27 protein-coding genes and 1 pseudogene are annotated in these 26,832 nt (G+C 71.3%); 21 read left to right on the forward strand and 7 right to left on the reverse strand.

What is annotated here, in order from left to right; translation table 11 throughout:
* The 3 genes from ACFZCP_RS00005 to truA all read left to right on the forward strand — a co-directional run.
* Nucleotides 1-384: DNA-directed RNA polymerase subunit alpha C-terminal domain-containing protein (locus ACFZCP_RS00005; protein ID WP_324612174.1), on the forward strand; the 384-nt coding region annotated here is incomplete at its 5' end.
* Nucleotides 385-562: 178 nt separating this feature from the next.
* Nucleotides 563-1,057 carry a 50S ribosomal protein L17 gene (rplQ, locus tag ACFZCP_RS00010; RefSeq protein ID WP_362694195.1) on the forward strand — a complete coding sequence of 165 codons (495 nt, stop codon included), beginning with the start codon at nt 563-565 and terminating at the stop codon, nt 1,055-1,057.
* A 91-nt stretch (nt 1,058-1,148) separates the two neighbouring features.
* The gene (gene truA, locus ACFZCP_RS00015) at nt 1,149-2,000 is read left to right on the forward strand and encodes a tRNA pseudouridine(38-40) synthase TruA (RefSeq protein WP_362694192.1); all 852 of its coding nucleotides are present in this window, start codon (nt 1,149-1,151) and stop codon (nt 1,998-2,000) included.
* Between the two features lie 3 nt (nt 2,001-2,003).
* Here truA and ACFZCP_RS00020 read toward each other — a convergent pair whose 3' ends face one another.
* The gene (locus ACFZCP_RS00020) at nt 2,004-2,882 is read right to left on the reverse strand and encodes a hypothetical protein (RefSeq protein WP_391422615.1); all 879 of its coding nucleotides are present in this window, start codon (nt 2,880-2,882) and stop codon (nt 2,004-2,006) included.
* A 304-nt stretch (nt 2,883-3,186) separates the two neighbouring features.
* Here ACFZCP_RS00020 and rplM point away from each other — a divergent pair, with 304 nt between their 5' ends.
* The 4 genes from rplM (at nt 3,187) to ACFZCP_RS00040 (ending at nt 6,454) form a co-directional block, all read left to right on the forward strand.
* Nucleotides 3,187-3,630, forward strand: coding sequence for a 50S ribosomal protein L13 (gene rplM / locus ACFZCP_RS00025; RefSeq protein WP_317444892.1), 444 nt, complete (start codon nt 3,187-3,189; stop codon nt 3,628-3,630).
* Between the two features lie 42 nt (nt 3,631-3,672).
* A complete protein-coding gene (gene rpsI / locus ACFZCP_RS00030) occupies nt 3,673-4,194 on the forward strand; it encodes a 30S ribosomal protein S9 (RefSeq protein WP_030950653.1) in 522 nt (173 codons plus the stop codon).
* A 179-nt stretch (nt 4,195-4,373) separates the two neighbouring features.
* Entirely contained in the window at nt 4,374-5,732 is a 1,359-nt protein-coding gene (gene glmM / locus ACFZCP_RS00035; protein ID WP_391422618.1) for a phosphoglucosamine mutase, read from the forward strand.
* Between the two features lie 200 nt (nt 5,733-5,932).
* A complete protein-coding gene (locus ACFZCP_RS00040; RefSeq protein ID WP_391422620.1) occupies nt 5,933-6,454 on the forward strand; it encodes a hypothetical protein in 522 nt (173 codons plus the stop codon).
* 72 nt (nt 6,455-6,526) lie between these two features.
* Here ACFZCP_RS00040 and coaA read toward each other — a convergent pair whose 3' ends face one another.
* Nucleotides 6,527-7,495 carry a type I pantothenate kinase gene (gene coaA, locus ACFZCP_RS00045; protein WP_391423658.1) on the reverse strand — a complete coding sequence of 323 codons (969 nt, stop codon included), beginning with the start codon at nt 7,493-7,495 and terminating at the stop codon, nt 6,527-6,529.
* A 293-nt stretch (nt 7,496-7,788) separates the two neighbouring features.
* Here coaA and ACFZCP_RS00050 point away from each other — a divergent pair, with 293 nt between their 5' ends.
* The 3 genes and pseudogenes from ACFZCP_RS00050 to wecC form a co-directional block, all read left to right on the forward strand.
* Nucleotides 7,789-8,571: a hypothetical protein gene (locus ACFZCP_RS00050; RefSeq protein WP_391422622.1), complete on the forward strand. Its 783-nt coding sequence runs from the start codon at nt 7,789-7,791 to the stop codon at nt 8,569-8,571.
* Between the two features lie 97 nt (nt 8,572-8,668).
* Nucleotides 8,669-10,516 (forward strand): glutamine--fructose-6-phosphate transaminase (isomerizing), encoded by a 1,848-nt coding sequence (glmS, locus tag ACFZCP_RS00055; RefSeq protein WP_362694172.1) that lies wholly within the window; start codon nt 8,669-8,671, stop codon nt 10,514-10,516.
* A gap of 411 nt (nt 10,517-10,927) precedes the next feature.
* A pseudogene (wecC, locus tag ACFZCP_RS00060) lies at nt 10,928-12,106 on the forward strand (UDP-N-acetyl-D-mannosamine dehydrogenase); the annotation flags it as partial.
* On the opposite strand, the gene wecB reads toward wecC, so the two are convergent.
* Entirely contained in the window at nt 12,008-13,318 is a 1,311-nt protein-coding gene (wecB, locus tag ACFZCP_RS00065; protein WP_391422624.1) for a non-hydrolyzing UDP-N-acetylglucosamine 2-epimerase, read from the reverse strand. The pseudogene wecC and the gene wecB sit on opposite strands and share 99 nt — an antisense overlap.
* A 372-nt stretch (nt 13,319-13,690) precedes the next feature.
* Here wecB and ACFZCP_RS00070 point away from each other — a divergent pair, with 372 nt between their 5' ends.
* Genes ACFZCP_RS00070 through ACFZCP_RS00080 form a run of 3 tightly spaced genes read left to right on the forward strand, consistent with a single transcriptional unit; the run spans nt 13,691 to nt 15,878 of the window.
* Entirely contained in the window at nt 13,691-13,975 is a 285-nt protein-coding gene (locus tag ACFZCP_RS00070; protein WP_391422626.1) for a hypothetical protein, read from the forward strand.
* A gap of 36 nt (nt 13,976-14,011) precedes the next feature.
* Entirely contained in the window at nt 14,012-14,383 is a 372-nt protein-coding gene (locus tag ACFZCP_RS00075; RefSeq protein WP_362694160.1) for a holo-ACP synthase, read from the forward strand.
* A gap of 46 nt (nt 14,384-14,429) precedes the next feature.
* Nucleotides 14,430-15,878, forward strand: a complete 1,449-nt coding sequence (locus ACFZCP_RS00080; RefSeq protein WP_362694157.1) for an NAD(P)H-hydrate dehydratase — start codon at nt 14,430-14,432, stop codon at nt 15,876-15,878.
* A 95-nt stretch (nt 15,879-15,973) separates the two neighbouring features.
* Here the strand turns inward: ACFZCP_RS00080 and ACFZCP_RS00085 are convergent, their stop codons facing one another.
* The 3 genes from ACFZCP_RS00085 to ACFZCP_RS00095 are packed head-to-tail and all read right to left on the reverse strand — an operon-like array spanning nt 15,974 to nt 18,676.
* Nucleotides 15,974-16,618 carry a response regulator transcription factor gene (locus ACFZCP_RS00085; protein ID WP_362694154.1) on the reverse strand — a complete coding sequence of 215 codons (645 nt, stop codon included), beginning with the start codon at nt 16,616-16,618 and terminating at the stop codon, nt 15,974-15,976.
* Nucleotides 16,570-17,847 carry a sensor domain-containing protein gene (locus ACFZCP_RS00090; protein WP_391422629.1) on the reverse strand — a complete coding sequence of 426 codons (1,278 nt, stop codon included), beginning with the start codon at nt 17,845-17,847 and terminating at the stop codon, nt 16,570-16,572. The genes ACFZCP_RS00085 and ACFZCP_RS00090 overlap by 49 nt, the downstream gene beginning before the upstream one ends.
* A 13-nt stretch (nt 17,848-17,860) precedes the next feature.
* A complete protein-coding gene (locus ACFZCP_RS00095; RefSeq protein WP_391422631.1) occupies nt 17,861-18,676 on the reverse strand; it encodes a type II CAAX prenyl endopeptidase Rce1 family protein in 816 nt (271 codons plus the stop codon).
* Between the two features lie 411 nt (nt 18,677-19,087).
* On the opposite strand from ACFZCP_RS00095, the gene ACFZCP_RS00100 reads away from it, so the two are divergent.
* The 4 genes from ACFZCP_RS00100 (at nt 19,088) to tsaE (ending at nt 23,077) form a co-directional block, all read left to right on the forward strand.
* The gene (locus ACFZCP_RS00100; protein WP_391422633.1) at nt 19,088-20,008 is read left to right on the forward strand and encodes a L,D-transpeptidase family protein; all 921 of its coding nucleotides are present in this window, start codon (nt 19,088-19,090) and stop codon (nt 20,006-20,008) included.
* A 46-nt stretch (nt 20,009-20,054) separates the two neighbouring features.
* On the forward strand, nt 20,055-21,221 hold the full coding sequence (gene alr, locus ACFZCP_RS00105) for an alanine racemase (RefSeq protein WP_391422635.1): 1,167 nt from the start codon (nt 20,055-20,057) through the stop codon (nt 21,219-21,221).
* Between the two features lie 121 nt (nt 21,222-21,342).
* The gene (locus ACFZCP_RS00110; RefSeq protein ID WP_391422637.1) at nt 21,343-22,599 is read left to right on the forward strand and encodes an alpha/beta fold hydrolase; all 1,257 of its coding nucleotides are present in this window, start codon (nt 21,343-21,345) and stop codon (nt 22,597-22,599) included.
* On the forward strand, nt 22,565-23,077 hold the full coding sequence (tsaE, locus tag ACFZCP_RS00115; RefSeq protein WP_391422639.1) for a tRNA (adenosine(37)-N6)-threonylcarbamoyltransferase complex ATPase subunit type 1 TsaE: 513 nt from the start codon (nt 22,565-22,567) through the stop codon (nt 23,075-23,077). The genes ACFZCP_RS00110 and tsaE overlap by 35 nt, the downstream gene beginning before the upstream one ends.
* Nucleotides 23,078-23,601: 524 nt before the next feature.
* On the opposite strand, the gene ACFZCP_RS00120 is transcribed toward tsaE, so the two are convergent.
* Nucleotides 23,602-24,159, reverse strand: coding sequence for a hypothetical protein (locus ACFZCP_RS00120; RefSeq protein ID WP_391422641.1), 558 nt, complete (start codon nt 24,157-24,159; stop codon nt 23,602-23,604).
* Between the two features lie 112 nt (nt 24,160-24,271).
* On the opposite strand from ACFZCP_RS00120, the gene tsaB reads away from it, so the two are divergent.
* Genes tsaB through ACFZCP_RS00140 form a run of 4 tightly spaced genes read left to right on the forward strand, consistent with a single transcriptional unit; the run spans nt 24,272 to nt 26,817 of the window.
* Nucleotides 24,272-24,928 (forward strand): tRNA (adenosine(37)-N6)-threonylcarbamoyltransferase complex dimerization subunit type 1 TsaB, encoded by a 657-nt coding sequence (gene tsaB, locus ACFZCP_RS00125; protein ID WP_391422643.1) that lies wholly within the window; start codon nt 24,272-24,274, stop codon nt 24,926-24,928.
* 29 nt (nt 24,929-24,957) lie between these two features.
* A complete protein-coding gene (gene rimI / locus ACFZCP_RS00130) occupies nt 24,958-25,455 on the forward strand; it encodes a ribosomal protein S18-alanine N-acetyltransferase (RefSeq protein ID WP_391423660.1) in 498 nt (165 codons plus the stop codon).
* A complete protein-coding gene (gene tsaD, locus ACFZCP_RS00135; protein WP_391422645.1) occupies nt 25,448-26,551 on the forward strand; it encodes a tRNA (adenosine(37)-N6)-threonylcarbamoyltransferase complex transferase subunit TsaD in 1,104 nt (367 codons plus the stop codon). The genes rimI and tsaD overlap by 8 nt, the downstream gene beginning before the upstream one ends.
* Nucleotides 26,548-26,817, forward strand: coding sequence for a hypothetical protein (locus tag ACFZCP_RS00140; RefSeq protein WP_391422647.1), 270 nt, complete (start codon nt 26,548-26,550; stop codon nt 26,815-26,817). The genes tsaD and ACFZCP_RS00140 overlap by 4 nt, the downstream gene beginning before the upstream one ends.
* Nucleotides 26,818-26,832 lie beyond the last annotated feature (15 nt).

Below are 26,832 nucleotides of genomic sequence, written 5' to 3' on the forward strand. Positions count from 1 at the left end.
ACCCTGGTCGAGCTGTTCGGTCTCGCCCGCGAGCTGAACATCGACGCCGAGGGCATCGACATGGGTCCGTCCCCGACGGACGCCGCCCTGGCCGCGGACCTGGCGCTGCCGATCGAGGAGCTGGAGCTCACGGTCCGCTCCTACAACTGCCTCAAGCGTGAGGGCATCCACTCCGTGGGTGAGCTCGTTGCGCGTTCCGAGGCGGACCTCCTCGACATCCGCAACTTCGGTGCGAAGTCGATCGACGAGGTCAAGGCGAAGCTGGCCGGCATGGGCCTGGCCCTCAAGGACAGCCCGCCCGGATTCGACCCCACCGCCGCGGCTGACGCCTTCGGCGCCGATGACGATGCGGACGCGGGCTTCGTGGAGACCGAGCAGTATTAAGAGCTCGGGCCTCACGGTCCGATTTCGGGCGCGGGTACGCTGCTTGTCGCGCAGTTCCCCGCGCCCCTTCCGAGCAGGCCCCTTCGGGGCACTGCCCGGATCTCCGACAGACAACCGTCTGCTCGGATACTGACTCCGGTACCTGACACGGCCGGGGCAGACACACAGGAGAAGAACCATGCCGAAGCCCACCAAGGGTGCCCGTCTGGGCGGCAGCGCCGCGCACGAGAAGCTGCTCCTCGCGAACCTCGCGAAGTCGCTGTTCGAGCACGGCCGCATCACCACCACCGAGGCGAAGGCGCGCCGCCTGCGCCCGTACGCCGAGCGTCTGGTCACCAAGGCGAAGAAGGGCGACCTTCACAACCGCCGTCAGGTGCTCCAGGTCATCACGGACAAGAGCATCGTCCACACGCTCTTCACCGAGATCGGCCCGCGGTACGAGAACCGTCCCGGTGGCTACACCCGCATCACCAAGATCGGTAACCGCCGTGGCGACAACGCGCCCATGGCCGTCATCGAGCTTGTCGAGGCGCTGACCGTCGCCCAGCAGGCGACCGGTGAGGCCGAGGCCGCCACCAAGCGTGCGGTGAAGGAGGCCGAGGAGGCCAAGGTCGAGGAGACCAAGGTCGAGGACGCCGCCGAGGCTCCGGCCGAGGAGTCCAAGGACGCCTGAGGCTCTGCCTGACGCGGGAAGCGGGTTCGCCCTTCGGGGCGGGCCCGCTTTCGCGTACCGGGCAGAGGCCGGAGCTTGAGAGGATCTGTTTGTGAGTGAAGTACAGCCCGGTCACGTCCGTATCCGCCTCGACCTGTCGTACGACGGCTCCGGCTTCCACGGCTGGGCCAAGCAGGCCGGCGGGAAGCGGACCGTGCAGGGGGAGATCGAGGACGCCCTGCGCACGGTGACCCGGTCGAAGGAGACGTACGAGCTGACCGTCGCCGGCCGGACGGACGCCGGTGTGCACGCCCGCGGTCAGGTCGCGCACGTCGATCTGCCCGGGGAGCTGTGGGCGGAGCACCGCGAGAAGCTGCTCAAGCGGCTCGCCGGGCGGCTTTCCAAGGACGTGCGGGTGTGGAGCCTGACCGAGGCCCCTGCGGGCTTCAACGCCCGTTTCTCGGCCGTCTGGCGGCGCTACGCGTACCGCGTCACCGACAATCCCGGGGGAGTGGACCCTCTGCTGCGCGGCCACGTCCTGTGGCACGACTGGCCGCTCGACGTGGACGCCATGAACGAGGCGGCGCGGGCGCTGCTCGGCGAGCACGACTTCGCCGCGTACTGCAAGAAGCGTGAGGGCGCGACCACGATCCGTACGCTCCAGGAGCTGAGCCTGGCGCGCGACGCCGACGGGATCATCACCGCGACCGTCCGGGCCGATGCGTTCTGCCACAACATGGTGCGCTCGCTGATCGGCGCGCTGCTGTTCGTCGGGGACGGGCACCGCGGACCCGAGTGGCCCGGAAAGGTGCTGGCCGCGGGCGTCCGCGACTCGGCCGTGCATGTCGTGCGACCGCACGGGCTGACGCTGGAGGAGGTGGGCTACCCCGCCGACGAACTGCTGGCCGCACGGAACCTGGAGGCGCGGAACAAGCGCTCGCTTCCGTCGGCGGGGTGCTGCTGAGAGCTACTGGGCCGCGGCCGCCGAGGCCTGTGCCTCGCCACGGCGGTTGATCTGGCGGAAGGTGAACTCCGCCAGGTCGTCACCGGCGGAGAAGGCCTTCGTGTCCTTCTTGGTCACGTCCTTGCCGTTGAGGAAGCCGGTGATCGTGAAGTAGGCGTAGCGGCCGTAGGCGTTTCTCGTCGAGCGGCAGAACGCCCCGTCGCAGAAGGGCTTGACGCCCTTGCCGAACAGCGAGTGCACGATGCTCTGGTCGTTGGTCTGGGCCTTGGCCTTCGCCGCCTGGGCCGCGGTGTCGAAGACGGCCACGCCGACCGTGACCGCGGTGCCGCCGTCGGTGTAGGTGGCGCGCATCAGGCGGGTGCAGCCGTTGCCGGTGAGGACCTTGGGCAGGGTGCCGCCGGCGGCAGTGGCACAGCTCTTGGTGTCCGCCGTCGGGCCCTTCTTGTACACCGTGCTGCCCATGGTCAGCTGGGTGCCCGGGAACAGGCTGTCGGGGCTCAGCGGGGCGGTGTCCTTCTTCACGCTGGAAATGAAGTCCTTCGGGTCCAGCGGAGGCGGGGCGCTGGTGGGGGCGAAGGACGGCGCGGTGGCCGAGCCGCTCGGCAGTGCGGCGGTGGCGGGCAGCTTGGTGGGCTGACCGGAGGCCTTGTTGTCGCCGTTCGCGGAGACGACGGCCATCGCGACGGCGGTGCCGATCGCGATCGTGGCCAGCGCCCCGCCGCCTATGAACAGCAGCCTGCGGCGCTTGTTCCGTGTCTCCGAGGCCTCGGCGAGCGCGGCCCAGTCCGGAGTCCCGTCGTCGCCGCCGCTGCTCCAGGGCTGCTGGGAATGCGGTTTCCAGGGATCCCACTGAGACTGGGGTCCCCCCTGCCCGTAACTCATGGGGCGCATCTTAGACGGGGGCCGACGGGTGCTGGTGTGCGTCGGTCGGCATGCCTTGTTTGTCCGGCGTGCGGCCGTCGGCATGCCTCGTTTTGACCCGTCCGGGGGCGTCCAGGTATTCTGCCTCTTCGTTGTGTATTGGCTCGCTCGTTCTCACGCGAGAGGCCCTTACCTAGGTTCCCTGGAGCAGTTACCAGTGGGCGGCATACGGGCAGCGTTCCCGGCATATTTGTCGTCCCCAGCTGCACGATCGCTTCAGTGATGCCATGTGTCAGCACCCATCCCTGAAGAAGAAGGCTGCGAAGTGCGTACGTACAGCCCTAAGCCCGGCGATGTGACTCGTCAGTGGCACGTTATTGACGCTCAGGACGTCGTCCTGGGCCGTCTCGCCACCACCGCTGCGTCCCTCCTGCGGGGCAAGCACAAGCCGATCTACGCCCCCCACGTCGACACCGGTGACTTCGTCGTCATCATCAACGCCGACAAGGTGCACCTGTCCGGCAACAAGCGGACCCAGAAGATGGCGTACCGCCACTCCGGCTACCCGGGCGGTCTGCGCTCCGTCCGCTACGACGAGCTGCTGGACAAGAACCCCGAGAAGGCCATCGAGAAGGCCGTCAAGGGCATGCTCCCCAAGAACACGCTGGGCCGTCAGATGCTCTCGAAGCTGAAGGTCTACAAGGGTGACGTGCACCCGCACGCTGCGCAGCAGCCGGTGCCGTTCGAGATCACCCAGGTCGCGCAGTAAGTCCGGCCACCCCCTAAGACTGAAGAGAATCTGAGGAGAATCGTGGCCGAGACCACCGTTGAGCAGCCGGTCGAAGAGACTGAGCTCGTCGACATCGACAGCTACACCACCGAGTCCGAGGTTCCGGTGGAGGGTGAGTACACCTCCGAGTCCCTCGCCTCGCGCTTCGGCGAGCCCCAGCCGGCTGCCGGCCTGGGCCGTCGCAAGAACGCCATCGCCCGCGTCCGGATCGTTCCGGGCACCGGCAAGTGGAAGATCAACGGTCGCACCCTCGAGGACTACTTCCCGAACAAGGTGCACCAGCAGGAAGTCAACGAGCCCTTCAAGGTGCTCGAGCTCGAGGGTCGTTACGACGTCATCGCCCGCATCGCCGGTGGCGGTGTCTCCGGTCAGGCCGGTGCGCTCCGTCTCGGTGTCGCCCGTGCGCTGAACGAGGCCGACGTCGACAACAACCGCGGCCCGCTGAAGAAGGCCGGCTTCCTCAAGCGCGACGACCGTGCGGTCGAGCGCAAGAAGGCCGGTCTGAAGAAGGCCCGCAAGGCCCCGCAGTACAGCAAGCGCTAAACAGCAGCTGCCTGCTCGTACTCCGAACGCCCCGGCGGCACGCCACATGTGCCGTCGGGGCGTTCGTTTATCCCGGCCAAGGGCGTATAACGACACAAGACGCTCAACGGCTGGTGTGATCGGATGACCCGGCGTCTGCCACCATTCATGGCAGCCAGGACGCTTCCTCAGGAGGACACGTGGGACGACTCTTCGGTACGGACGGCGTGCGCGGTGTCGCCAACGCGGACCTGACGGCCGAGATGGCGCTCGGCCTGTCCGTCGCGGCGGCGCACGTGCTGGCCGAGGCGGGCACCTTCGAGGGCCACAGGCCGACGGCGGTGGTCGGACGGGACCCGCGTGCCTCCGGGGAGTTCCTTCAGGCGGCCGTGGTCGCGGGCCTGGCCAGCGCCGGTGTGGACGTGCTGACCGTGGGCGTGCTGCCGACGCCCGCGGTGGCGTACCTGACCGGCGCGCTCGGCGCCGACCTCGGCGTGATGCTCTCCGCCAGCCACAACGCCATGCCGGACAACGGCATCAAGTTCTTCGCCCGAGGCGGCCACAAGCTCGCCGACGAGCTGGAGGACCGGATCGAGGCCGTCTACGAGTCCCACCGCCACGGTGAGCCCTGGCAGCGGCCCACCGGTGCCGGCGTCGGGCGGGTGCGGTCGTACGACGAGGGCTTCGAGCAGTACGTCGGCCATCTGCTGTCGGCGCTGCCGAACCGGCTGGACGGCCTGAAGGTCGTCCTGGACGAGGCGCACGGTGCGGCCGCGGGGGTCTCGCCGGCGGCGTTCTCGCGGGCCGGCGCCGAGATCGTCACGATCGGTACCGAGCCGGACGGGCTCAACATCAACGACGGCTGCGGCTCCACCCACCTGGACAAGCTCAAGGCCGCGGTCCTCGAACACGGTGCCGCCTTCGGCATCGCGCACGACGGGGACGCCGACCGCTGCCTGGCCGTGGACCACACCGGTGAGGAGGTGGACGGTGACCAGATCCTCGCCGTGCTCGCGCTGGCGCTGCGGGAGCGGGACGAGCTGCGCTCCGACACCGTCGTCGCCACGGTCATGTCCAATCTCGGCTTCAAGCTGGCGATGGAGCGGGCCGGCATCCGGCTCGTGCAGACCGCCGTGGGCGACCGGTACGTGCTGGAGGAGATGAAGGAGCACGGCTTCGCCCTCGGTGGCGAGCAGTCCGGGCACGTGATCATCCTCGACCACGCGACGACCGGCGACGGCACGCTGACGGGCCTGCTGCTGGCCGCCCGGGTCGCCCAGACCGGCCGTACGCTGCGTGAGCTGGCCTCCGTGATGGAGCGGCTGCCGCAGGTGCTGATCAACGTCCCCGACGTGGACAGGTCGCGGGTGAGGACGTCCGCCGACCTGGCCGCCGCCGTCGCCGAGGCCGAGCGTGAACTCGGCGGGACGGGGCGGGTGCTGCTCCGGCCCTCCGGTACGGAGCCGCTGGTGCGGGTGATGGTCGAGGCGGCCGACATCGACCAGGCGCGGTCGGTCGCGGGCCGTCTGGCCGACGCGGTGAAGTCGGCGCTGGGCTAGTTCCGCGGGATGCCCGTCCGGGGCGGAGCCGTCTTCGGCCCCGGCGGCGCACGGCGGGGCCGAAGACGGCTCCGCCCCGGTTGCGTCACCCGAAGGAACGCAACTAAGAGTGCATGCGTGGTCACTGGTTGTTTCACTTCTGTAGAGGGGCCTGCCTGGCGCCCTGCCTCGACGGAAGAGAGCAGCACAGTATGAAGATCATGAGCAGCACCCTGAGGCGAGCGGCCGGTCCGGCCCTCGTCGCGGGTCTCGTCGTCGTTTCGTTCGCCACTCCGGCCGCCGCCCAGACACCGGGCTCCACGGCGTTCCGCATCTTCGGTGGCCTTGCCGGACTCCAGGCGCGCAGCGGCGTGCAGAACCAGGTCACGGCCACCGTGTCCGGCAGCAACCATCTGCTCCTCACGGACACCACGGGCGTCGCGATAGGTCCGGGGTGCACACGGGTGTCCGCCACCACAGCCGACTGCGGCAGCATCACCACCGTCAACCGGCTCGCCATCGCGCTGGACGACCAGAACGACACCGCCACGGCCGATGTTCCGGTCAACACCACCGTCGACGCCGGCACGGGCATCGACAAGGTGACCACCAACGGCGGCAACGACACGATCGGCGTGGAGGACCACGCCGGCGGTGACACGGTGAACTGCAACGGCGGCAACGACACGGTGTTCGCCGACCCCGGCGACAACATCGCCTCGAACTGCGAGCGGCGGCTCTAGGAGCTGCCCGCCCGCGAGGTGTACTCACGCTGCCCGGCCCGAAGACGCTTTTGGGCCGGGCAGCGGCGGTGCCTACAGCTTGCGCAGCCGCAGCCGCTGGACCTTGTGGTCCGGTCCCTTGCGGACGACCAGGCCGGCCCGGCCGCGGGTGGGAGCGATGTTCTCCACGAGGTTGGGCCTGTTGATGGTGCGCCACAGCGTGCGCGCGTAGTCGAGCGCCTCCTCCTCGGACACCTGCGTGTACTTGCGGAAGTACGAGTCGGGGTCCTGGAAGGCGGTCTGGCGCAGTTTCCTGAAGCGGTTGAGGTACCACCGCTCGATGTCCTCGCCGCTCGCGTCGACGTACACGCTGAAGTCGAAGTAGTCGGCGAGGCCGACCCGGGTGCGGCCGTCCTTGCCGGGCAGGGCGGGCTGGAGGACGTTGAGCCCTTCGACGATCAGGATGTCGGGGCGGCGGACGGTGAGCTTCTCGCCCGCGACGATGTCGTAGATGAGGTGGGAGTAGACGGGGGCAGACACCTCGTCCTTGCCGGCCTTGATGTCCGCGACGAAGCGGGTCAGCGCCCGGCGGTCGTACGACTCGGGGAATCCTTTCCGTGACATCAGGCCACGGGCCTGCAGTTCCTTGGTGGGCAGCAGGAAGCCGTCGGTGGTGACCAGTTCGACGCGCGGATGTTCCGGCCAGCGGGACAGGAGGGCCTGGAGCAGACGGGCCACGGTGGACTTGCCCACCGCCACGGACCCGGCGACGCCTATGACGAACGGGGTGCCGGACTGGGAGCCCTGCTCGCCGAGGAAGGTGTTCAGGGCGCCGCGCAGGCCGTCCGTGGCGCCGACGTAGAGGTTGAGGAGGCGGGAGAGCGGGAGATAGATGTCCCGCACCTCGTCGAGGTCGATGACGTCACCGAGACCGCGCAGCTTCTCCACTTCCTCGGCGGTGAGGGGGAGAGGGGTCTTGTCGCGCAGCGCGCTCCACTCGGCGCGGGTGAGGTCGACGTAGGGAGTCGCCTCCGGCCGGGACCGGTGGGCGCTCCGGGGCATCGAGGAGACCGGAGAGATCACAGTCCATTGTTAACGGAGTTTGAACAGGGTGGCGGGGTGGGGTGCGTCACGTGCGGGCGGGCGGGTGCGTGACGTGCGGGCTTGTGCGGGGCCCCGGCCGGGGGAAACGGCTGCAAGATCACGTCGGCGTCACGGATGGATACCGGGTGGTAATTGCGTGATCAACTGTGAGTCCGCTGTGTCTAAAGTGCAGGCAAAGATCCAGCGGGGCCGCCGCGGACTCCGACCGCTCCCCGTGGGTCGAGCGGATCGCAAGAGAAAGAGCCACTCACTTGAGACGTACCGTCCTTCGTCGCGCTGCCGTCGCCGCCTCCGCCGCAGCCCTCGCCCTGCTCGCCACCGCCTGCGGCGGTTCGTCCGGCGACAAGGGGGACGACGGCAGGGCGGCCCAGGCGGACAAGAGCGCCCCGGCGGCCCCCGCCAAGGCGCTGAGCGCCGCCGAGCTGGAGAAGGCCGCGCTCACGCAGGCGGACGTCAAGAGCGGCAAGGTCGTCACCAAGGTGCCGGCGCAGGACGACATCGCGCAGGACAAGGTCACGGCGGACGACCCCGCGTGCAAGCCGCTGGCCTACCTCCAGGTCGGCTCCTACGTCGGCAAGCCCGCCGCCACGGTGAAGCGGTCGTGGGCGGGTGACGCGAAGAAGCCCGCCGCGGGTGCGAGCGCCGAGGAGAAGATGCTCGCCCTCACCGACCGGTCGAAGACCGTCGAGACGCTGGCCTCCTACGACGACGGCGGCGCCGAGCAGGCCATGAAGGACCTGCGGGCGGCCGCGACGAAGTGCGCCGGCGGCTTCTCCTTCACCGTGGACGGCGAGAAGACCAAGGTCGTGAAGGTGACCACGGGCACCGCACCCGAGGGCGCGGACGAGGCGGTCGCCCTGACCTGGTTCGTCGACGCCGAGGAAGGCGTGAAGGCGCCGGTGAAGGGCGCCGTGGTGCGCAAGGGCGCCACCCTCGCCTACTTCCCGGTCCTCAACATCGCCGCGGCCGCCACCGGCAAGGACTTCGACTTCCCGACCGAGATCGTCGACGCGCAGATCGCCAAGCTCGGCTGAAAATGACCCGCCGGGGTCCTCGAACCCCGGCGGGAATTTCCGATTTCGGGCACGCGCCAGCCACTTCGAGCGGCTGACGGACCGTAGGCTGCGGCTCATGTGCGGAATCGTGGGATACGTAGGAACGCAGTCGGCCCTCGACGTCGTCATGGCCGGGCTGAAGCGGCTGGAGTACCGGGGGTACGACTCGGCGGGCGTCGCCGTGCCGGCGGACGGCGGGCTGGCCGCGGCGAAGAAGGCCGGAAAGCTCGTCAACCTGGAGAAGGAACTGGTCGAACGGCCGCTGCCCACGGGCTCGACGGGCATCGGCCACACCCGCTGGGCCACCCATGGCGGCCCGACGGACGCGAACGCGCATCCCCATCTGGACAACGCCGGCCGGGTCGCCGTCGTCCACAACGGCATCATCGAGAACTTCGCGGTGCTGCGGGCGGAACTGGCCGAGCGGGGCCACGACCTGGCCTCCGAGACGGACACCGAGGTCGTCGCCCACCTCCTCGCCGAGGAGTTCTCCGCCTGTGCCGACCTGGCGGAGGCGATGCGGCTGGTGTGCCGGCGTCTGGAGGGCGCGTTCACGCTGGTCGCCGTGCACGCCGACGAGCCCGACGTGGTCGTGGGAGCCCGCCGCAACTCCCCGCTGGTGGTGGGCATCGGCGAGGGCGAGGCGTTCCTGGCCTCCGATGTCGCCGCGTTCATCGCCCACACGCGCTCGGCGATCGAGCTGGGCCAGGACCAGGTGGTGGAGCTGCGCCGCGACGGCGCGACGGTGACCGGATTCGACGGCCGCCCCGCCGACGTCCGCTCCTTCCACGTCGACTGGGACGCCTCGGCCGCCGAGAAGGGCGGCTACGACTACTTCATGCTCAAGGAGATCGCCGAGCAGCCCAAGGCGGTCGCCGACACGCTGCTGGGGCGCATCGACCCGTCCGGCTCGCTCACCCTCGACGAGGTGCGCATCTCCCCGTCCGAGCTGCGCGAGGTGGACAAGGTCGTCATCGTCGCGTGCGGTACGGCCTTCCACGCCGGCCTGATCGCCAAGTACGCCATCGAGCACTGGACGCGGATCCCGTGCGAGGTGGAGCTGGCCAGCGAGTTCCGCTACCGCGATCCGATCCTGGACTCCCGCTCCCTGGTGATCGCCATCTCCCAGTCCGGCGAGACCATGGACACCCTGATGGCGCTCAGGCACGCCCGCGAACAGGGCTCCAAGGTCCTGGCCATCTGCAACACCAACGGCTCGACGATCCCCCGCGAGTCGGACGCGGTGCTGTACACGCACGCCGGTCCGGAGGTGGCCGTCGCCTCCACCAAGGCGTTCCTGACGCAGCTGGTCGCCTGTTACCTGGTGGCCCTGTACCTGGGCCAGGTGCGGGGCACCAAGTGGGGCGACGAGATCGGGGCGGTGATCCGGGACCTGTCGAAGATCTCGTGCGAGGTCGAGCGGGTGCTGGAGACCATGGAGCCGGTCCGGGCACTCGCGCGCTCGCTGGCCGGCAAGAACACGGTGCTGTTCCTGGGCCGGCACGTGGGCTATCCGGTCGCCCTGGAAGGCGCCCTCAAGCTCAAGGAACTCGCCTACATGCACGCGGAGGGCTTCGCGGCGGGCGAGCTGAAGCACGGGCCGATCGCGCTCATCGAGCAGGACGTGCCGGTGGTCGTGGTCGTGCCGTCGCCCCGCGGCCGGTCCGTCCTCCACGACAAGATCGTCTCCAACATCCAGGAGATCCGGGCGAGGGGTGCGCGGACGATCGTCATCGCGGAGGAGGGGGACGAGGCGGTGGTCCCGTACGCCGACCACCTGATCCGCATCCCGGCGACTCCGACCCTGCTGCAGCCGCTGGTGGCGACGGTGCCGCTCCAGGTCTTCGCCTGCGAGCTGGCCACCGCCCGGGGCAACGAGGTGGACCAGCCGCGCAACCTGGCGAAGTCCGTGACGGTGGAGTGAGGAACGGGGCGAACGGCCGTGTGCCGTTCGCCCCTCGGCCGGCCGCGGCGCCCGCCGGGCAACGGAACACCGGTCACGGCGAGGGCGGCCGGGAGCGGGAGCATGTCCTGATCGCGGGGCGTCGGGGCCTGGTGGGAGGAGAATTCCCGTGAGTAATGCGCACGTATGTGGACGCGTCGATCGAACTGGATTGAGGTGCTTTCGGCTTCGTCGCGCGTCGAATGTTCATGTGTAACCGGTTCCGCGCAAAGGGTTGCGGTTGTTGTTCGTGTATTCCCTGGCCGGCATCACGCAGCAGGGGCCCTGTCTTGTTGTTGATCTGATGTCGCGGCGTCGGTACAGCAAAACCAGGTTGCGGCACCATAATCCGGCCGGTGAGCGTCGGGCCATCCCCAAGAAGGCATTCACCTCGTGTTTTCCACCGTCTGCGTCATCGGACTCGGCTACATCGGCCTCCCCACCGCCGTCGCCCTCGCTGCCGGCGGAATCGATGTCATCGGCGTCGACGTAAACTCCGTCACCGTCGACCTCGTCAACGCCGGCCGTGTCCCCTTCGTTGAGCCCGACCTGGCCGCGGCGCTGAGAGGGGCCGTGGCAACGGGGCGTTTGCGGGCGACTGCGGTGCCCGAGGCTGCCGATGCCTTCGTCATCGCCGTGCCCACGCCGCTCCGGGAGGACCGCACCGCGGACCTGTCGTACGTACGTGCCGCCGCAGCCTCGCTGGCGGGGGTGCTCAAGAAGGGTGACCTCGTCGTTCTGGAGTCCACCTCGCCGCCCGGTACAACCGTGGAATTGTCCCGGTGGTTCGGAAAGAGCCGGCCCGATCTGACGTTCGCTCATGAGACGGCGGCTGTGCCGGACGTTCGGATCGCCTACTGTCCCGAGCGTGTTCTGCCGGGTCGCACGATGATCGAGATCGTGAGCAACGACCGGGTGGTGGGGGGTGTCAGCGAAGGCTGTGCCCAGCGGGCACGAGAGCTCTACGAGGTGTTCACCAGGGGGGAGTGCCTGCTCGCCGACGCCACGACGGCAGAGATTGCCAAGCTGAGCGAGAACGCTTTCCGGGACGTCAACATCGCCTTCGCCAACGAGCTGTCCGCAGTCTGCGATCAGCTTGGCGTCGACGTAGGGGACGTCATCGACCTGGCCAACCGGCACCCCCGCGTCGACATTCTGCGCCCCGGGCCGGGCGTCGGCGGGCACTGCATAGCTGTGGACCCCTGGTTCATCGTCTCCGCCGCGCCCCAGCAGGCGCGGCTCATCCGCCTCGCTCGCGAGGTGAACGACGAGCGGCCCGACCAGATCCTCAGCGAGGTCGTCCACACGGCCGCACGGTTCAAGGATCCGGTGATCGCCTGCCTCGGGATCGCCTTCAAGGCGAACATCGACGACCTGAGAGGGAGCCCCGCCCTGCACGTCGTCACGCAGCTGGCCGATCGCCAGGCCGGCCGGCTGCTGGTGGCGGAACCCCACCTCCAGGCACTCCCCGAGTCACTGGCACGCACGGGCAGGGTCGAACTCGTAGACGTCACTACCGCCGTGCGAGACGCGGACGTCGTCGTCCTGCTTGTGGACCACGATGCCTTCCGAGGGGTGAAGCGGACCGCGTTGCGCGGGAAGGCCGTGTTCGACACCCGTGACCTCTGGCGCTGATGCGCCGCCGGCAGCGAACTCCGTGGGCTGCGCGCACAGTCCCAGCCAGTGGCCGATCGCCTGTACCGCACGTTCCGCAGCGAGCCCGTCGCCGTACGGGTTGACGGCCCTCGCCATCGCTGCGTACGCCGCCCCGTCGTGCAGGAGCCGCCGCACCTCCTTCACTATGCGCTCACGATCGGTCCCCACCAGCCGAGAGGTGCCGGCCCTCAGGGCTTCAGGGCGTTCCGTGGTGTCCCGCATGACCAGTACCGGCTTGCCCAGACCTGGGCCCTCCTCCTGGACGCCGCCGCTGTCGGTGAGTACGAGGTGCGCACGGCTCATCAGATGGGCGAAGGCTCCGTAGCCGAGGGGTTCCGTGAGCCGCACGTTCTCCAGATGCTGTACCCAGGGCCGGATCGCCGTCCGCACCACCGGGTTGGGGTGCAGCGGTACCACAATGAGCAGGTCGGGCTCGCTTCGTGCGAGATCGGCAAGAGCGCCACCGATGGACTCCATGCCGTTACCCCACGCCTCCCGGCGATGGGCCGTCACCAACAGAACCCGGCGAGCCGTGTCGTCGAGGTCGGCGAGTGCTGGGTCCCCGTAGTCCACCCTGCATCCGACAGCCCAGCGCAGGGCATCGATGACGGTGTTCCCTGTGACGACGACGGATGACGGGGCGATGCCGTTCCGCAGCAGGTTGTCGCGGGCGTGACGGGTAGGCGCCAAGTGCAGGGACGCCAGTTGGGTGGCAAGCCGACGGTTGATCTCCTCGGGGAAGGGAGCATACCGATCACCGGTGCGTAGACCCGCCTCCAGGTGGACCACAGGGACGCGACTGTAGAAGGCGGCAAGAGCCCCCGCGAACGCGGTCGTGGTGTCGCCCTGGACCAGTACGGCGTCTGGAGCCTCCCGCTGCAGCAGTGGACACAATCCGTCGAGTACGCGCACGGTGATGTCGGCCAGGGACTGGCGGTGGGTGAGGATGTCCAGATCATGTTCGGCACGGATGCCGAACAATGCATGCACCTGGTCGAGCAACTCGCGGTGCTGGGAGGTCACCGTCACCATCGGGTGGAACAGCGGAGACTGGCGGAGCGCCTCGATCACGGGCGCCATCTTTATGGCCTCCGGTCTGGTCCCGTACACGACCATCAATCGCTTCATCCGAGTGTCCTTTCGCAGCGCCGGATTGCGCCCTGCTTCACGACGTCAGCTGCCGCGGTGTCCGGAACAGGAAGGCGCGCTCCATGTGTTTGAGCGATGTCCGGGAAACAGGCTGTGCGCAGACGGGCTGCACCACGTCGACCGGCGCCACGACGAGACCGGGTAGTCGAAGCCGCTGCCCTTCGCCAGAATCAACAACTGCGATGTGGAATTGCATGATCCGTCTTGGTAGGTGGCCACATCGAGCCTCTGTGCTGCGCTGCTGCTACGCATGCGCACCGCGGCCCAAATTCTTCCTCCCCGCTGAATGGCCGTACCGCAGGAAAAAACTCCTGAGCAATACTAGGCACGGGCTTGTCCCGCCTCCAACGCATGCAGTCGGCCGATCAGATCCGGGAGTTCGGCGCCGACGATCCGCGCACCCTGGAGACTCGCCACTACATCGCCTACCGGCTGGCCCGTTACGGCAACCCCCTCCACCCGGAGGTGATCAGAACCAGGTTCGGGCGTGCCCGGGTCATCGCCCGGACCGGCGACGTGGCGACGGCCGTGGCACAGATGCGTGAGGTGAGCGAGGACCGCGCGCGGGTGCTCGGCGAGGACCACCCCGACACGCTGGCCGCCCGGGCGGAGCTGGCCACCCTTCTCGCGCAGTAACCGTCGGCGCAGGCGGCTGACCGTAGGCTGCCCCCCATGAGCATCATCGGAGTCGGTATCGACGTCGCCGAGATCGATCGGTTCCGGGTGTCGCTGGACCGGACGCCGGGGCTGGCCGATCGGCTGTTCCTGGAGAGCGAGTTGCTGCTGCCCAACGGGGAGCGGCGCGGTATCGCCTCCCTCGCGGTGCGGTTCGCCGCCAAGGAGGCGCTCGCCAAGGCACTGGGTGCGCCGGGCGGCCTGCACTGGACCGACGCCGAGGTGTACGTGGAGGACACCGGGCAGCCCCGGCTGCGGGTGAGAGGGACCGTGGCCGCGCGGGCCGCGGAACTCGGGGTGCAGTCCTGGCACGTGTCGCTCAGCCATGACGCCGGGGTCGCGTCGGCCGTGGTGATCGCCGAGGGCTGAGCGGGCCGGGTGCGGGCACCGGCCCTTCCGGGGCAGACTCGGACCCATGCGTACTGCGTACAGCGTGGAGACGGTAAGGGCGGCCGAGCGGGAGCTGATGGCGCGGCTGCCGGACGGGGCGCTGATGCAGCGGGCCGCCGCCGGGCTGGCCGCCGCCTGCGCCGACCTGCTCGGGCGGGTGTACGGCAGCCGGGTGGTGCTGCTCGTCGGCAGCGGGGACAACGGCGGGGACGCCCTGTACGCGGGGGCGAGGCTGGCCCGCCGCGGGGCCGGCGTGACCGCCGTACTGCTCTCGCCCGGGCGCACCCACTCCGGTGGCCTCGCGGCCCTGCGCCGGGCGGGCGGGGCGGTCGTCGCTCCCGGCTCGGCCGAGGACGTGATCGGGCGGGCCGACCTCGTCGTGGACGGCATCGTGGGGATCGGCGGGAAGGGCGGGCTGCGGCCGGACGCTCAGGCGCTCGCCGGCGCCGTCGATCGGTCCCGGGCCGTCGTCGTCGCCGTCGATCTGCCCAGCGGGGTCGAGGCGGACACCGGGGAGGTGCGGGGCACGGCCGTCCGGGCCGATCTCACCGTCACCTTCGGCACCCACAAACCGGGGCTGCTGATCGATCCGGCGCGCGAGTACGCCGGGTCCGTGCGACTGGTCGACATCGGGCTCGCACTGCCGCCCGAGGCCGAGCTGGAGGCGTTGCAGCACGCGGACGTGGCGCGGCTGCTGCCGGTGCCCGCGGCGGAGAGCGACAAGTACCGGCGGGGGGTGGTGGGCATCGCCGCCGGGTCCTCGCGGTATCCCGGGGCCGCCGTGCTCGCCGTCTTCGGGGCGTTGCGGGGCGGCGCCGGTGCCGTGCGGTACGTCGGGCCCGCGGGCGGCGCCGTCATCGGCCGCTTCCCCGAGACACTGGTCTCCGACGAGGGGCCCGCCAAGGCCGGGCGAGTGCAGGCCTGGGTGGTGGGTCCCGGCGCCGGGGACGACGCGGCCACCGTGGCGGAGGTGCTGGGCATCGACGTGCCGGTGCTGCTGGACGCGGACGGGCTGCGGCTGGCCGCGCGCGACGCGGTGCGCGGGCGTACGGCGCCGACGCTGATGACCCCGCACGCCGGGGAGGCGGCCGCGCTGCTCGGGGTGCGGCGGGAGGAGGTCGAGGGGGCCCGGCTGGCCGCGGTGCGCGAGCTGGCCGCCGTGTACCGGGCGACCGTGCTGCTGAAGGGGTCGACGACGCTGGTCGCCGACTTCGCGGGCGGCGCGGTGCGGGTGAACCCCACCGGGACGGGGTGGCTGGCCACGGCCGGCAGTGGGGATGTGCTGTCGGGGCTCGCCGGGTCGCTGCTGGCGGCGGGGCTGTCCGCGGTGGACGCGGGGAGCGTGGCGGCGTATCTGCACGGGCTCGCGGGGCGGTTCGCGGCACAGGGGGCGCCGGCGGGGGCGCATGACGTCGCCGCGCGGATTCCCGAGGCCTGGAGGGACGTCTACCCACCCGCCCGCCCGACCCGCTGACGAACGGAGGTCACCCCGCCCGGGCCACCGCCAGTCCTCCACGCAGGGATTCCGCCTCCACGCAGGGATGCCGTCTCGACGCAGAGATCCCCGTCTCACCCCTTCAAATACGCCAGCACCGCCAGCACCCGCCGGTTGTCCTCGGGGGACTGCTCGATCCGCAGCTTCGCGAAGATCGACGCGATGTGTTTGGCCACCGCGCTCTCGCTGATGTGCAGCGCCTGGGCGACGGCCGCGTTGGATCGGCCCTCGGCCATCAGGGCGAGGACCTCGCGCTCGCGGGGGGTCAGCGAGTCGGTGCGGCCCCGCTTCTCGCTGCGGGTCAGGAGCCGGGCGATGACCTGGGGGTCCATCACCGTGCCGCCGGCGGCGACCGTGCGCAGCGCGTCGATGAACTGGGCGGTGCGGGTGACGCGGTCCTTGAGGAGGTAGCCGACCGAGCCCTCGCCGGAGGCGAGCAACTCATGGGCGTAGAGCGGGTCGACGTACTGGGAGAGGATCAGGACCGGCAGTCCCGGGCGGCTGCGGCGGGCCTGAAGGGCCGCCTTCAGGCCCTCGTCGGTGTGCGTCGGCGGCAGCCGGACGTCGATCACCGCCACGTCCAGGTCCGTTTGCGCCAGTGCCCGGACCAGCGCGGGGCCGTTGTCCACCGAGGCGACGACCTCGCAGCCGTGCTCGCGCAGGGTGCGGGTCAGCCCGTCACGGAGGAGGAAGAGGTCTTCGGCGAGGACGACGCGCACGGGATCTCCAGGGTCGCGGTGGTCGGTCCGCCCGGCGGGCTGTGCAGGGCGAGCGTGCCGTCGAAGGTATCCAACCGGCGCCGCACGCCCAGCAGTCCGGTCCCGGCGGAGGCGTCCGCTCCGCCGCGGCCGTCGTCCGTGACGCTCACGCGCAGGTGTCGGCCGTCGTGGGCCAGGGCGATGTCCACCCTTGTCGCGTCGGCGTGCTTGGCCGCGTTGGCGAGGAGTTCGGACACCGCGAAGTAGGCCGCCGCCTCGACGGGCGCGGGAAGACGGGCCGGTGGCAGACGGGCGTCCACCGCCACGTCCAGATGGCTGTCCAGCGCCAGGGAGCGCACCGCGTCGGCCAGGCCCCGGTCGGCCAGGACCGGGGGATGGATGCCGTGCACCAGGTCGCGCAGGTCCTGCAACGCCCGTTCGGAGGCGGCCCGGACGTCCAGGAGGAGGGCGCGGGATCGGCCGGGGTCGCTCTCCAGCAGACGGGTCGCCTGGTCCAGGGTGAGGCCCAGGGCGACCAGACGGGCCTGGGCACCGTCGTGCAGATCGCGTTCGATGCGGGTGAGTTCGGCCGCGTGGACGTCCTGGGCGGCGGCCCGGGTGTCGGTGAGGCGGGCCACGCGCCGGGTCAGTTCGACGCTGCGCGGGGCGGCGAGGAAGCGGTGGGTGAGGCGGGCGTGCAGGGCCGTCATGACCGGCGCCAGGCCGAGGCCCGCCACGATCAGGGCCAGGCCCAGCAGCAGGGCCGTGATCATGGTGGCCGTGGACGTGACCGGTACGAAGGCGTACCAGTTGCCGTCGCCGAGCCGGCGCCAGACGAAGGGCTGGACCAGGGCGCCGAACACCCCGTACTCGACCAGCGCGAGCGGAAGAGCCGCCAGCAGCCCGCCCGTCCACGGCTCCAGCCACGCCCAGCGCAGATCGCGCCAGAATCCGTCGTCCCCGAGGACCGCGGCGCCGGCGCGGCGGGCCGAGGCGCCGTGCGGGAGGGGGTCGGGCGGGCTGAGGGGGCGTCCGCTCCAGCGGGCCGCCCGGGCGCGGTACCGGTCGGACAGCCGGCGCAGCAGCCCGGCCGCGGGCGGCAGCAGCCGGAAACCGACCCCGGCCGGCAGCAGCACCAGCGCCCCGCCCGCCAGCATCCCGGCACCGGCGACGAGAAACCCGTACAGCGACAGCAGCTGACACCGGCCGAGCGCGGTCCAGCCGTCTCTTCCGAAGAACCCTGCCCTCATGCCCCCGCCCCGTTCACCCCGTGGTCGCCGGGATCGTAACCGCCGGGCGCCGCAGGGAGCGTCGTATCCAGGGGGCCGCCGTCAGGGCGCAGGCCAGGCCGAAGAGCACCATCGGGGTGGCCCGGCCCGTCTCCTCGTCCATGAACAGCAGCATCCCGAGGTTCACCAGGGCGTGGAAGCCGCCCGCGAGGAGCAGACGGCGAAGGCCGCCGAGCCGTTCCAGGGCCAGGCCGAGGGTGACGGAGATCGCGACCGTCGCCAGCAGGAAGCCCGCCGCGTAGGCCGGGCTCTGCGCCAGCACCTGCACGTGCCACAGGCCCCACGCCAGCCCGACCGCCGCCGACGCGGCGAGCGGTCCGAAGCGGGTGCGCAGCAGGGGCTGGAGGAAGCAGCGCCAGCCGGTCTCCTCACCGCAGGCACCGACCAGTTGGGCGAGGGCGATGAGGAGGAAGGGGTGGCCGAGGGTGCGCGGGTCCGTGACGTGGGCGGTGTGCGTGAGCAGGGCGTACGGCACCGCCGAGAGGAGGATGACCAGGACAGGCACGGCGAGGAGCAGCCACGGGAGAGGGACGGCACGCCCCGGAGGAGAGGCCGTACGACCTGGGGGAGAAGTCGTACGCCCCGAGGGGTCTGCCAGCAGGCTGCGCGTCCGGGAGGGCCACAGCAGCGCCGCCGCGCCCACCCCCAGCGCCGGGCCGAACTGGGTCAGTTGGACGACCTCCGCAGGGATCCCGGTCGCCGGCTGCACGGCACCCAGAGCCCCGGCCGCCACGAAGGCGACCGCCAGACAGACCCCCGCCTGCGTCTTCCACCGCTGTCTCGTTCGCATGCCCTCGACGATGCCGGTCGGGCGGTACGCGCGGACTGCACCTGGTTGCCCAGGGGGCTGTACCCAGGTCCACCGTTCCCGGCGGCCGAGCGGGAGCGAGTCCTGATGCCAGGGCTCTTGCCCAGCCACGCGCCCCGAACGGGTGTGGGGGGGACACTCGCGAAGGTCGCGTATGCGCAGCACACACTCTCGCTCTCGTTCGCTTCCCCGCGGAGCGGTCCGCGCGTCCGGCGCCGGCAGACATGCCCCATCCCTGCCCCGCCCCTGGCCCGTCCCTGACTCGTCCCTGGCCCATCCCTGCTCGCCACGACCCGCTTGAGTTCGATCAAGCGGAGGCAGCTCCCAACCCCCGTGGGTGATCCCTCCGCGCGGCACCCCGGATCCGGCGGGCCCGGGCGATTGGCTGACTGCATGATCAGCAGACGAATCGCGTATCGAGGCGTCGCGGTGCTGCTCGCCATCGCGACCGCCCTCCCGGCGGCCGGAACCGCCGTAGGCGCCCCCCGGCCCGCAGCCGAGCCGGCGCCCCCGACCTCCGCTCCGGCTCCGGCCCCGGCCCCCGAACTGGTCCCCGGTGTCCCGCCCGGCCCGGGCAGGCCCTGGCAGATCGACACGCCCGACCAGGCGCTGCCGCCGAAGGTCTACACGCCCAGCAGGAGCGAGGACGCCGTGGAGCCCAAGGAGGCGGCTCCGGGGACGTACGACCTCATCGAGTACGTGCCGCTCGACGACGCCGTCGCGAAGGTGACGTGCAGCAAGCAGGCCGGGCCCTATCAGCGTCAGGTGGAGCGCTGGCTGAGGCGGAAGGCGGACGGCAAGCAGTCCTCGGCCGACTGCAAGGCCATCCGCGCCTTCCAGGTCAAGCACAAGATCAAGCCGGCCATCGGCTTCGCCGGCCCCGTCACCTGGTCGACGATGATGCTGATCTCGGCCAGGAAGAGTCCCAACGCGGCCAAGAAGTGCCCGGCCCGCTCCTACCGCGTCGCCTGTGTCGACCTGGACCGGCAGCTGACCTGGGTGCAGAAGGGCAGCAAGGTGGTGTTCGGGCCGGTCCCGATGCGCAGCGGGCGCCCGGCCCACGTCACCCGCAAGGGCTGGCACACCATCTACTGGCGGCACAAGAACCATGTGTCGACCCTCTACAACGAGCCGATGCCGTACGCCCAGTTCTTCGACGGCGGCGAGGCCTTCCACGCCGTCTACGGCACCATCTACACCACCGTCGGCTCCATGGGCTGCGTCAACCTCAAGCTCGGCGACGCGCGCAAGCTCTGGGACGTCCTGAAGAAGGGCGACCACGTCTACGTGTGGGGCCGGCGGCCCGGTAGCTAGGACTGCACCCGGGGCCGCCGCGGCCCTCTGAGAGACTGGGGGCGCCATGACTGAGACTGCTGCTGTGCCGACCGCGCCCCTGCGCGCCCGGGCCGAGATCGATCTGGCCGCCCTGCGCGCCAATGTGCGCGCGCTGCGTGCCCGCGCGAAGGGCGCGGCCCTGATGGCCGTCGTCAAGTCCGACGGGTACGGCCACGGAGCGGTGCCGTGCGCCCGCGCGGCCGTCGACGCGGGAGCCACCTGGCTGGGCACGGCCACGCCCGAGGAGGCCCTCGCGCTGCGCGCCGCCGGTCTGGACACACGCGTCCTGTGCTGGCTGTGGGTGCCGGGCGGGCCCTGGCGGCAGGCCGTCGAGGCGGACATCGACGTCTCGCTCAGCGGGTTGTGGGCGCTGCGGGAAGTGACGGAGGCGGCCCGGCAGGCGGGTCGCCCCGCCCGGGTGCAGCTGAAGGCCGACACCGGGCTCGGGCGCAACGGCTGCCAGCCCGCCGACTGGCCGGAACTGGTCGGCGAGGCCCTGCGCGCCGAGCGCGCGGGACTGGTCCGGGTCACCGGCCTGTGGTCCCACCTCGCCTGCGCCGACGAACCCGGGCACCCCTCCATCGACGCGCAGCTCGCCCGGTTCCGCGAGATGGTGGCGTACGCCGAGGAGCAGGGCGTGCGCCCCGAGGTGCGGCACCTCGCCAACTCCCCGGCCACGCTGACCCTTCCGGAGACCCACTTCGACCTGGTCCGTACCGGTATCGCCCTGTACGGCATCTCGCCCAGCCCGGAGCTGGGCACCCCGGCCGACTTCGGCCTGCGGCCGGTGATGACGCTCAGCGCCTCGCTCGCGCTGGTCAAGCACGTGCCGGGCGGCCACGGCGTCAGCTACGGCCACCACTACGTCACACCCGGCGCGACCACCCTCGGACTCGTTCCGGTCGGGTACGCGGACGGCATCCCGCGGCACGCCTCCGGCACCGGGCCGGTCCTGGTCGACGGCAAGTGGCGGACCGTCGCCGGGCGCGTCGCCATGGACCAGTTCGTGGTCGACCTGGGCGGGGACGAACCCGAAGTGGGGGCCCGGGCGGTGCTGTTCGGCCCCGGCGACCGGGGCGAGCCCACCGCCGAGGACTGGGCGCAGGCCTGCGGCACGATCGCGTACGAAATCGTCACGCGGATCGGAACGCGCGTTCCTCGCGTCTATGTGAACGGGGAACAAGAGGGGTAACCCCTTCAGGACGGGGCGCCTCGCGCTCCACCCCCCTGTCACCACCGGCACACCACGCACCACACCGGCACCACCTGTTTCATTCACCCAGCGAACTGCAGTACGGCAAGGAGGAGCGGACGTGAGCGAGAGCAGTGCGGAGGCCATGGCCGACGTCGTCGCCGCGGCGGCCGTCGCCTCCGCCGCGGGATCGGCGAACTGGCGCAGGGCGACCGGCATCGCCGGTGCCGCGATAGGCGTCCTCGCCGCGGGCGCGGCCGCCGGTGTGGCCATCGAGCGGATGACCGTCGGCCGCGGTATGCGCCGCAGGGCCCGGCTGGCGCTGGACTCGGCGGGCCCCTACGGTGCCCTGCGCGGCACCCCCGGCAAGGCGTACGCCGACGACGGCACGGAGCTGTACTACGAGGTCGACGACGTCGAACCCGACCCGGGTCCGCAGGTCTCCCCGCGCCGCCGCCGGCTCTTCGGCCGCAAGGCGCCCGCTGCGGTCACCGTCGTCTTCTGCCACGGCTACTGCCTCAGCCAGGACTCCTGGCACTTCCAGCGGGCAGCCCTGCGCGGGGTCGTGCGGACCGTGCACTGGGATCAGCGCAGCCACGGGCGGTCCGGGCGGGGCGTGGCCCAGACCCAGGACGGGGTGCCCGTCACCATCGAGGAACTCGGCCGCGACCTGAAGGCGGTCCTCGACGCGGCCGTACCGGAGGGGCCGATCGTGCTGGTCGGTCACTCCATGGGCGGGATGACGATCATGGCACTGGCCGCCCAGTATCCGGAGCTGATCCGGGACCGGGTCGTGGCCACCGCCTTCGTCGGCACGTCGTCGGGGCGGCTCGGCGAGGTCAGCTTCGGGCTGCCCGTCGCCGGCGTCAACGCGGTGCGCCGGGTCCTGCCCGGCGTGCTGAAGGCGCTCGGGCAGCAGGCGGAACTGGTGGAGAAGGGACGCCGGGCCACCGCCGACCTGTTCGCCGGGATCATCAAGCGGTACTCGTTCGCGTCCCGGGACGTGGACCCGGCCGTCGAGCGGTTCGCCGAGCGGATGATCGAGTCCACGCCGATCGACGTGGTCGCCGAGTTCTACCCGGCCTTCACGGACCACGACAAGACCGAGGCGCTCGCCTGTTTCGCGGACGTCCCGGTGCTGGTGCTGGCCGGGGTGCAGGACCTGATCACGCCCAGCGAGCACAGCGAGGTCATCGCCGACCTGCTGCCGGACGCCGAGCTGGTGCTCGTGCCGGACGCCGGGCACCTGGTCATGCTGGAGCACCCGGAAGCGGTCACCGACCGGCTCGCCGACCTGCTCACCCGCGCCGGGGCGGTGCCCGCAGGGGCTACCGTAAGTGGCTATGGAAGCACCAGCAGCACCGCACAACCCCGCTGAGACCCGGCTGACGATCACCTCCCCCGAGCAGATGCGGGAGCTGGGCCGACGGCTGGCCAAGCTGCTGCGCGCGGGCGACCTGGTGATGCTCACCGGGGAGCTGGGCGCGGGCAAGACGACGCTGACCCGTGGGCTCGGCGAGGGGCTCGGGGTGCGCGGTGCGGTCACCTCGCCGACCTTCGTGATCGCCCGTGTGCACCCCTCCCTCGGTGACGGGCCGCCCCTCGTCCACGTCGACGCCTACCGGCTCTCCGGCGGCCTCGACGAGATGGAGGACCTCGACCTGGACGTCTCCCTGCCCGAATCGGTGATCGTCGTGGAGTGGGGCGAGGGCAAGGTCGAGGAGCTGGCCGACGACCGGCTGCGGGTCGTCATCCACCGAGCCGTCGGCGACACCACGGACGAGGTACGGCACGTGACGCTGACCGGGCTCGGGCGGCGCTGGACGGAAGCGGACCTGGAGACGCTCACGGCCTGAGCCCCTGAGCCCCTGAGCCCCTGAGCCCCTGAGGCGCTGGGTGGACGGCGGACGGCGGGCGACCGGTGCCGGACCGGCGGGCGGAGAAGCGCCGGACCGGTAGGCGACCGGCGCCGGACCGTGCCGGGCGGGAGGGGGACCGGTCGAAGTCCCGCCGCCGGGTCGGCTGTCCGGCACGAGATCGGTGTCCGCCGACTTTCCGACAGGCCGTCGGCAACATATTGCGCAGGACGTCCCGGGCGTGGTCACATGGTATCCAGCCCGTGGTTAGGCGTGCCTAACTACGCCCGCCCCCGCTCGTCAGGAGGCGTCCATGCCCGTTCCCAGGCCCCCGGTGCAGCCGACCGAGCCGCCCGTGCTCGCCAGGTTGTCCATGCGGGAACTGCTGGCGTCGTGTGCGGCTGCGGACGTGATTTCCAGGCCGCCGGGTCCGGAGGGGGCGCGGGGAACTGCGCGACCGGCCACGACGGCGCCGCAGACGGCCGACGAGGTGTCTCGCCGGCTCCCGCGGAGCGCATGAGCGCCTAGCGGATCACCATCACCGGCACGCCGATCGTCGCGAACCTCCACATCGCGTCGCCGTCCGCCCGCGTCTCCCGGATGCCGCCGGTCTTCACCGACTCGGCGGCCCAGCCGGAGCCGGTGCCCACGGCCGCGCTGAAGCCGATCGTCACGCCGTCGATGGTGGTGAAGCGCACCACGTGCTCGATCGGGATGCCGTCCGTGCCGGTGGCCGCGTGGGTGCGAGAGGTGACCCAGTACTTTCCCGGCGGCGGGTCGACGGTGCCCGGGTGCACCCCGAAGCTGCGCTGCACCCGGCCCCTCTCGTCGACCAGCCAGACCCGGTCGTCGTCCACCGAGTACACGACCCGTTCACCCGTACCGGAGGCGTTCGGCAGGGCGCCCGGACTGCTCCGGTCGCGCGGCGCCTTGGTGGCCGCCGCCGAGGGGGACGCGTTCGTGCCGGGACGGCCTGCCAGGCCCGGCGGAACGGTCGCCTGCGCCTGGTAGGCGAGGAATCCCACGGTGCCGACGGCCGCGGCGGTGAGGCAGGCCACGATCCCCGAGCTGGTACCTGCCACGTGCACCGCCTCTGCTTCGTGCCATATGTCGTACTTCGTACAGACCGTAGCAGTCAGTCACGGTCCGCCCCGGACGGCCATGCACAAGGCGCGGGCGCCGTAGGCTGTTCGCGTGCTCTTGCTCGCTCTGGATACCGCCACCCCCGCCGTCACCGTCGCGCTGCACGACGGCACGGACGTCATCGCCTCGTCGAGTCAGGTGGACGCGCGCCGGCACGGAGAGCTGCTGCTGCCGGCCGTCGACCGTGTGCTCGCCGACGCCGGGCTCAAGCTCGACGCGGTCACCGGGATCGTCGTCGGCGTCGGGCCCGGCCCCTACACCGGTCTGCGCGTCGGTCTGATGACCGCCGACACCTTCGGTCTCGCGCTCGGCGTCCCCGTGTACGGCCTGTGCACGCTGGACGGCCTCGCCTACGCCGCCGACATCGAGAAGGGCCCCTTCGTCGTGGCGACCGACGCCCGGCGCAAGGAGGTCTACTGGGCGAAGTACGCCGACTCCCGCACCCGTCTGACCGGCCCGGCCGTCGACCGGCCCGCCGACATCGCCGAGCAGGTCGCCGGGCTCCCCGCGGTCGGCGCGGGTGCGCTGCTTTACCCGGACACGTTCCCGAGCGTCCACGAGCCCGAGCACGTGTCCGCAGCCGCCCTCGCCCGTCTGGCCGCCGAGAAGCTGGCCGCGGGCGAGGAACTGCCGGCGCCGCGCCCGCTGTACCTGCGCCGCCCCGACGCCCAGGTCCCCAAGAACTACAAGGTGGTCACCCCCAAGTGACTGAGTCGGCAACCCTTCGACTGCGTGAGATGCGCTGGTGGGACATCGACCCGGTGCTGGAGCTGGAGAAGGGCCTGTTCCCCGAGGACGCCTGGTCCCGGGGCATGTTCTGGTCCGAGCTGGCCCACTCCCGGGGTCCCGAGGCCACCCGCCGCTACCTCGTGGCCGAGGACGACGGCCGCATCGTCGGCTACGCCGGGCTCGTCGCCTCGGGCGACCAGGCCGACGTCCAGACGATCGCCGTCGCCCACGACGTGCAGGGCACCGGCCTCGGCGCCCGCCTGCTGACCGAGCTGCTGAAGGCCGCCAGCGCCTTCGAGTGCGCCGAGGTCATGCTCGAATGCCGGGTCGACAACGTCCGCGCCCAGAAGTTCTACGAGCGCTTCGGCTTCGAGCCCATCGGCTTCAGACGCGGCTACTACCAGCCGGGGAACGTGGACGCCCTGGTGATGCGCCTGACCACGGAATCCGGTGGCGGCTCCGCCGCGGGTTCCTCCTCCGCACAAGAAACCGAGACCAATGACTGACGAACCCCTCGTCCTGGGCATCGAGACCTCCTGCGACGAGACCGGCGTCGGCATCGTCCGCGGCACCACCCTGCTGGCGGACGCCGTCGCTTCCAGCGTCGACGAGCACGCCCGCTTCGGCGGCGTCGTGCCCGAGGTGGCGTCCCGGGCCCACCTGGAGGCGATGGTCCCCACCATCGACCGCGCGCTGAAGGAGGCGGGAATCTCCGCCAGGGACCTCGACGGCATCGCGGTCACCGCGGGGCCCGGCCTCGCGGGCGCCCTGCTCGTCGGCGTCTCGGCGGCCAAGGCGTACGCCTACGCGCTCGGCAAGCCCCTCTACGGCGTCAACCACCTCGCCTCCCACATCTGCGTGGACCAGCTGGAGCACGGCCCGCTGCCGGAGCCGACGATGGCCCTGCTGGTGTCCGGCGGCCACTCCTCCCTGCTGCTGTCCGAGGACATCACCTCCGACGTCCGCCCGATGGGCTCGACCATCGACGACGCGGCCGGCGAGGCCTTCGACAAGATCGCCCGCGTGCTGAACCTCGGCTTCCCCGGCGGCCCGGTCATCGACCGCTACGCGCGCGAGGGCGACCCGTCCGCGATCGCCTTCCCGCGCGGCCTGACCGGCCCGCGCGACCCCGCCTACGACTTCTCCTTCTCCGGTCTGAAGACGGCCGTGGCCCGCTGGATCGAGGCCAGGCGCGCGGCGGGCGAGGAGGTCCCGGTGCGGGACGTCTCCGCCTCCTTCCAGGAGGCGGTGGTGGACGTCCTCACCCGCAAGGCGGTCCGCGCCTGCAAGGACGAGGGCGTCGACCACCTGATGATCGGCGGCGGCGTCGCCGCCAACTCCCGGCTGCGGGCCCTCGCCCAGGAGCGCTGCGAGGCGGCCGGCATCCGGCTGCGGGTCCCGCGCCCCAAGCTGTGCACGGACAACGGCGCCATGGTCGCCGCGCTCGGTGCCGAGATGGTCGCCCGGGGCCGGTCCGCGTCCGACTGGGACCTGTCCGCCGACTCCTCCCTGCCGGTGACCGACCCTCACGTCCCGGGCCACGGACACGGACACGACCACGACCATGTGCACGAGGTCAGCAAGGAGAACCTGTACTCGTGACCGTCGCCCTGATGTGGGAGGCCCGGGCCGCCGAGGGGCGCGGCGAGGAACTGCTGGCCTGGGTGCGGCAACAGCGCCTCGCCCCCGAGCCGCCCCGCCGGGAGACCTTCCGGGCCCCGCAGGACCGGGTCCTCGTCATCACCTGGTGGGAAGCCCCGTACGACGCCACGCTGCCCGAACTGCCCGAGCCGGGGGGCGAGTTGGTGACCCGGGCGGTGCACCGCTGGCGGTTCGAGCAGGTCGGCGGGGAGCGGCCGGAGCGCTGATTGGCGCGAACGGCC

The organism is Streptomyces sp. NPDC007971 (assembly GCF_042958635.1).
In the GTDB taxonomy this organism is placed as follows: domain Bacteria; phylum Actinomycetota; class Actinomycetes; order Streptomycetales; family Streptomycetaceae; genus Streptomyces.

Coding starts and splice junctions, on each gene's coding strand:
- coaA (WP_391423658.1), bottom strand. CDS start 7,495: ATGCCCCGGAGCGCCCACCGGTCCCGGCCGGAGGCGACTCCCTACGTC.
- ACFZCP_RS00095 (WP_391422631.1), bottom strand. CDS start 18,676: ATGCGAACGAGACAGCGGTGGAAGACGCAGGCGGGGGTCTGTCTGGCG.
- wecB (WP_391422624.1), bottom strand. CDS start 13,318: ATGAAGCGATTGATGGTCGTGTACGGGACCAGACCGGAGGCCATAAAG.
- ACFZCP_RS00040 (WP_391422620.1), top strand. CDS start 5,933: ATGAGCAGCACCCTGAGGCGAGCGGCCGGTCCGGCCCTCGTCGCGGGT.
- ACFZCP_RS00080 (WP_362694157.1), top strand. CDS start 14,430: ATGCGTACTGCGTACAGCGTGGAGACGGTAAGGGCGGCCGAGCGGGAG.
- glmS (WP_362694172.1), top strand. CDS start 8,669: ATGTGCGGAATCGTGGGATACGTAGGAACGCAGTCGGCCCTCGACGTC.
- rplQ (WP_362694195.1), top strand. CDS start 563: ATGCCGAAGCCCACCAAGGGTGCCCGTCTGGGCGGCAGCGCCGCGCAC.
- rimI (WP_391423660.1), top strand. CDS start 24,958: ATGCGCTGGTGGGACATCGACCCGGTGCTGGAGCTGGAGAAGGGCCTG.
- ACFZCP_RS00020 (WP_391422615.1), bottom strand. CDS start 2,882: ATGAGTTACGGGCAGGGGGGACCCCAGTCTCAGTGGGATCCCTGGAAA.
- ACFZCP_RS00090 (WP_391422629.1), bottom strand. CDS start 17,847: ATGAGGGCAGGGTTCTTCGGAAGAGACGGCTGGACCGCGCTCGGCCGG.
- ACFZCP_RS00070 (WP_391422626.1), top strand. CDS start 13,691: ATGCAGTCGGCCGATCAGATCCGGGAGTTCGGCGCCGACGATCCGCGC.
- alr (WP_391422635.1), top strand. CDS start 20,055: ATGACTGAGACTGCTGCTGTGCCGACCGCGCCCCTGCGCGCCCGGGCC.
- ACFZCP_RS00075 (WP_362694160.1), top strand. CDS start 14,012: ATGAGCATCATCGGAGTCGGTATCGACGTCGCCGAGATCGATCGGTTC.
- tsaD (WP_391422645.1), top strand. CDS start 25,448: ATGACTGACGAACCCCTCGTCCTGGGCATCGAGACCTCCTGCGACGAG.
- ACFZCP_RS00100 (WP_391422633.1), top strand. CDS start 19,088: ATGATCAGCAGACGAATCGCGTATCGAGGCGTCGCGGTGCTGCTCGCC.
- tsaE (WP_391422639.1), top strand. CDS start 22,565: ATGGAAGCACCAGCAGCACCGCACAACCCCGCTGAGACCCGGCTGACG.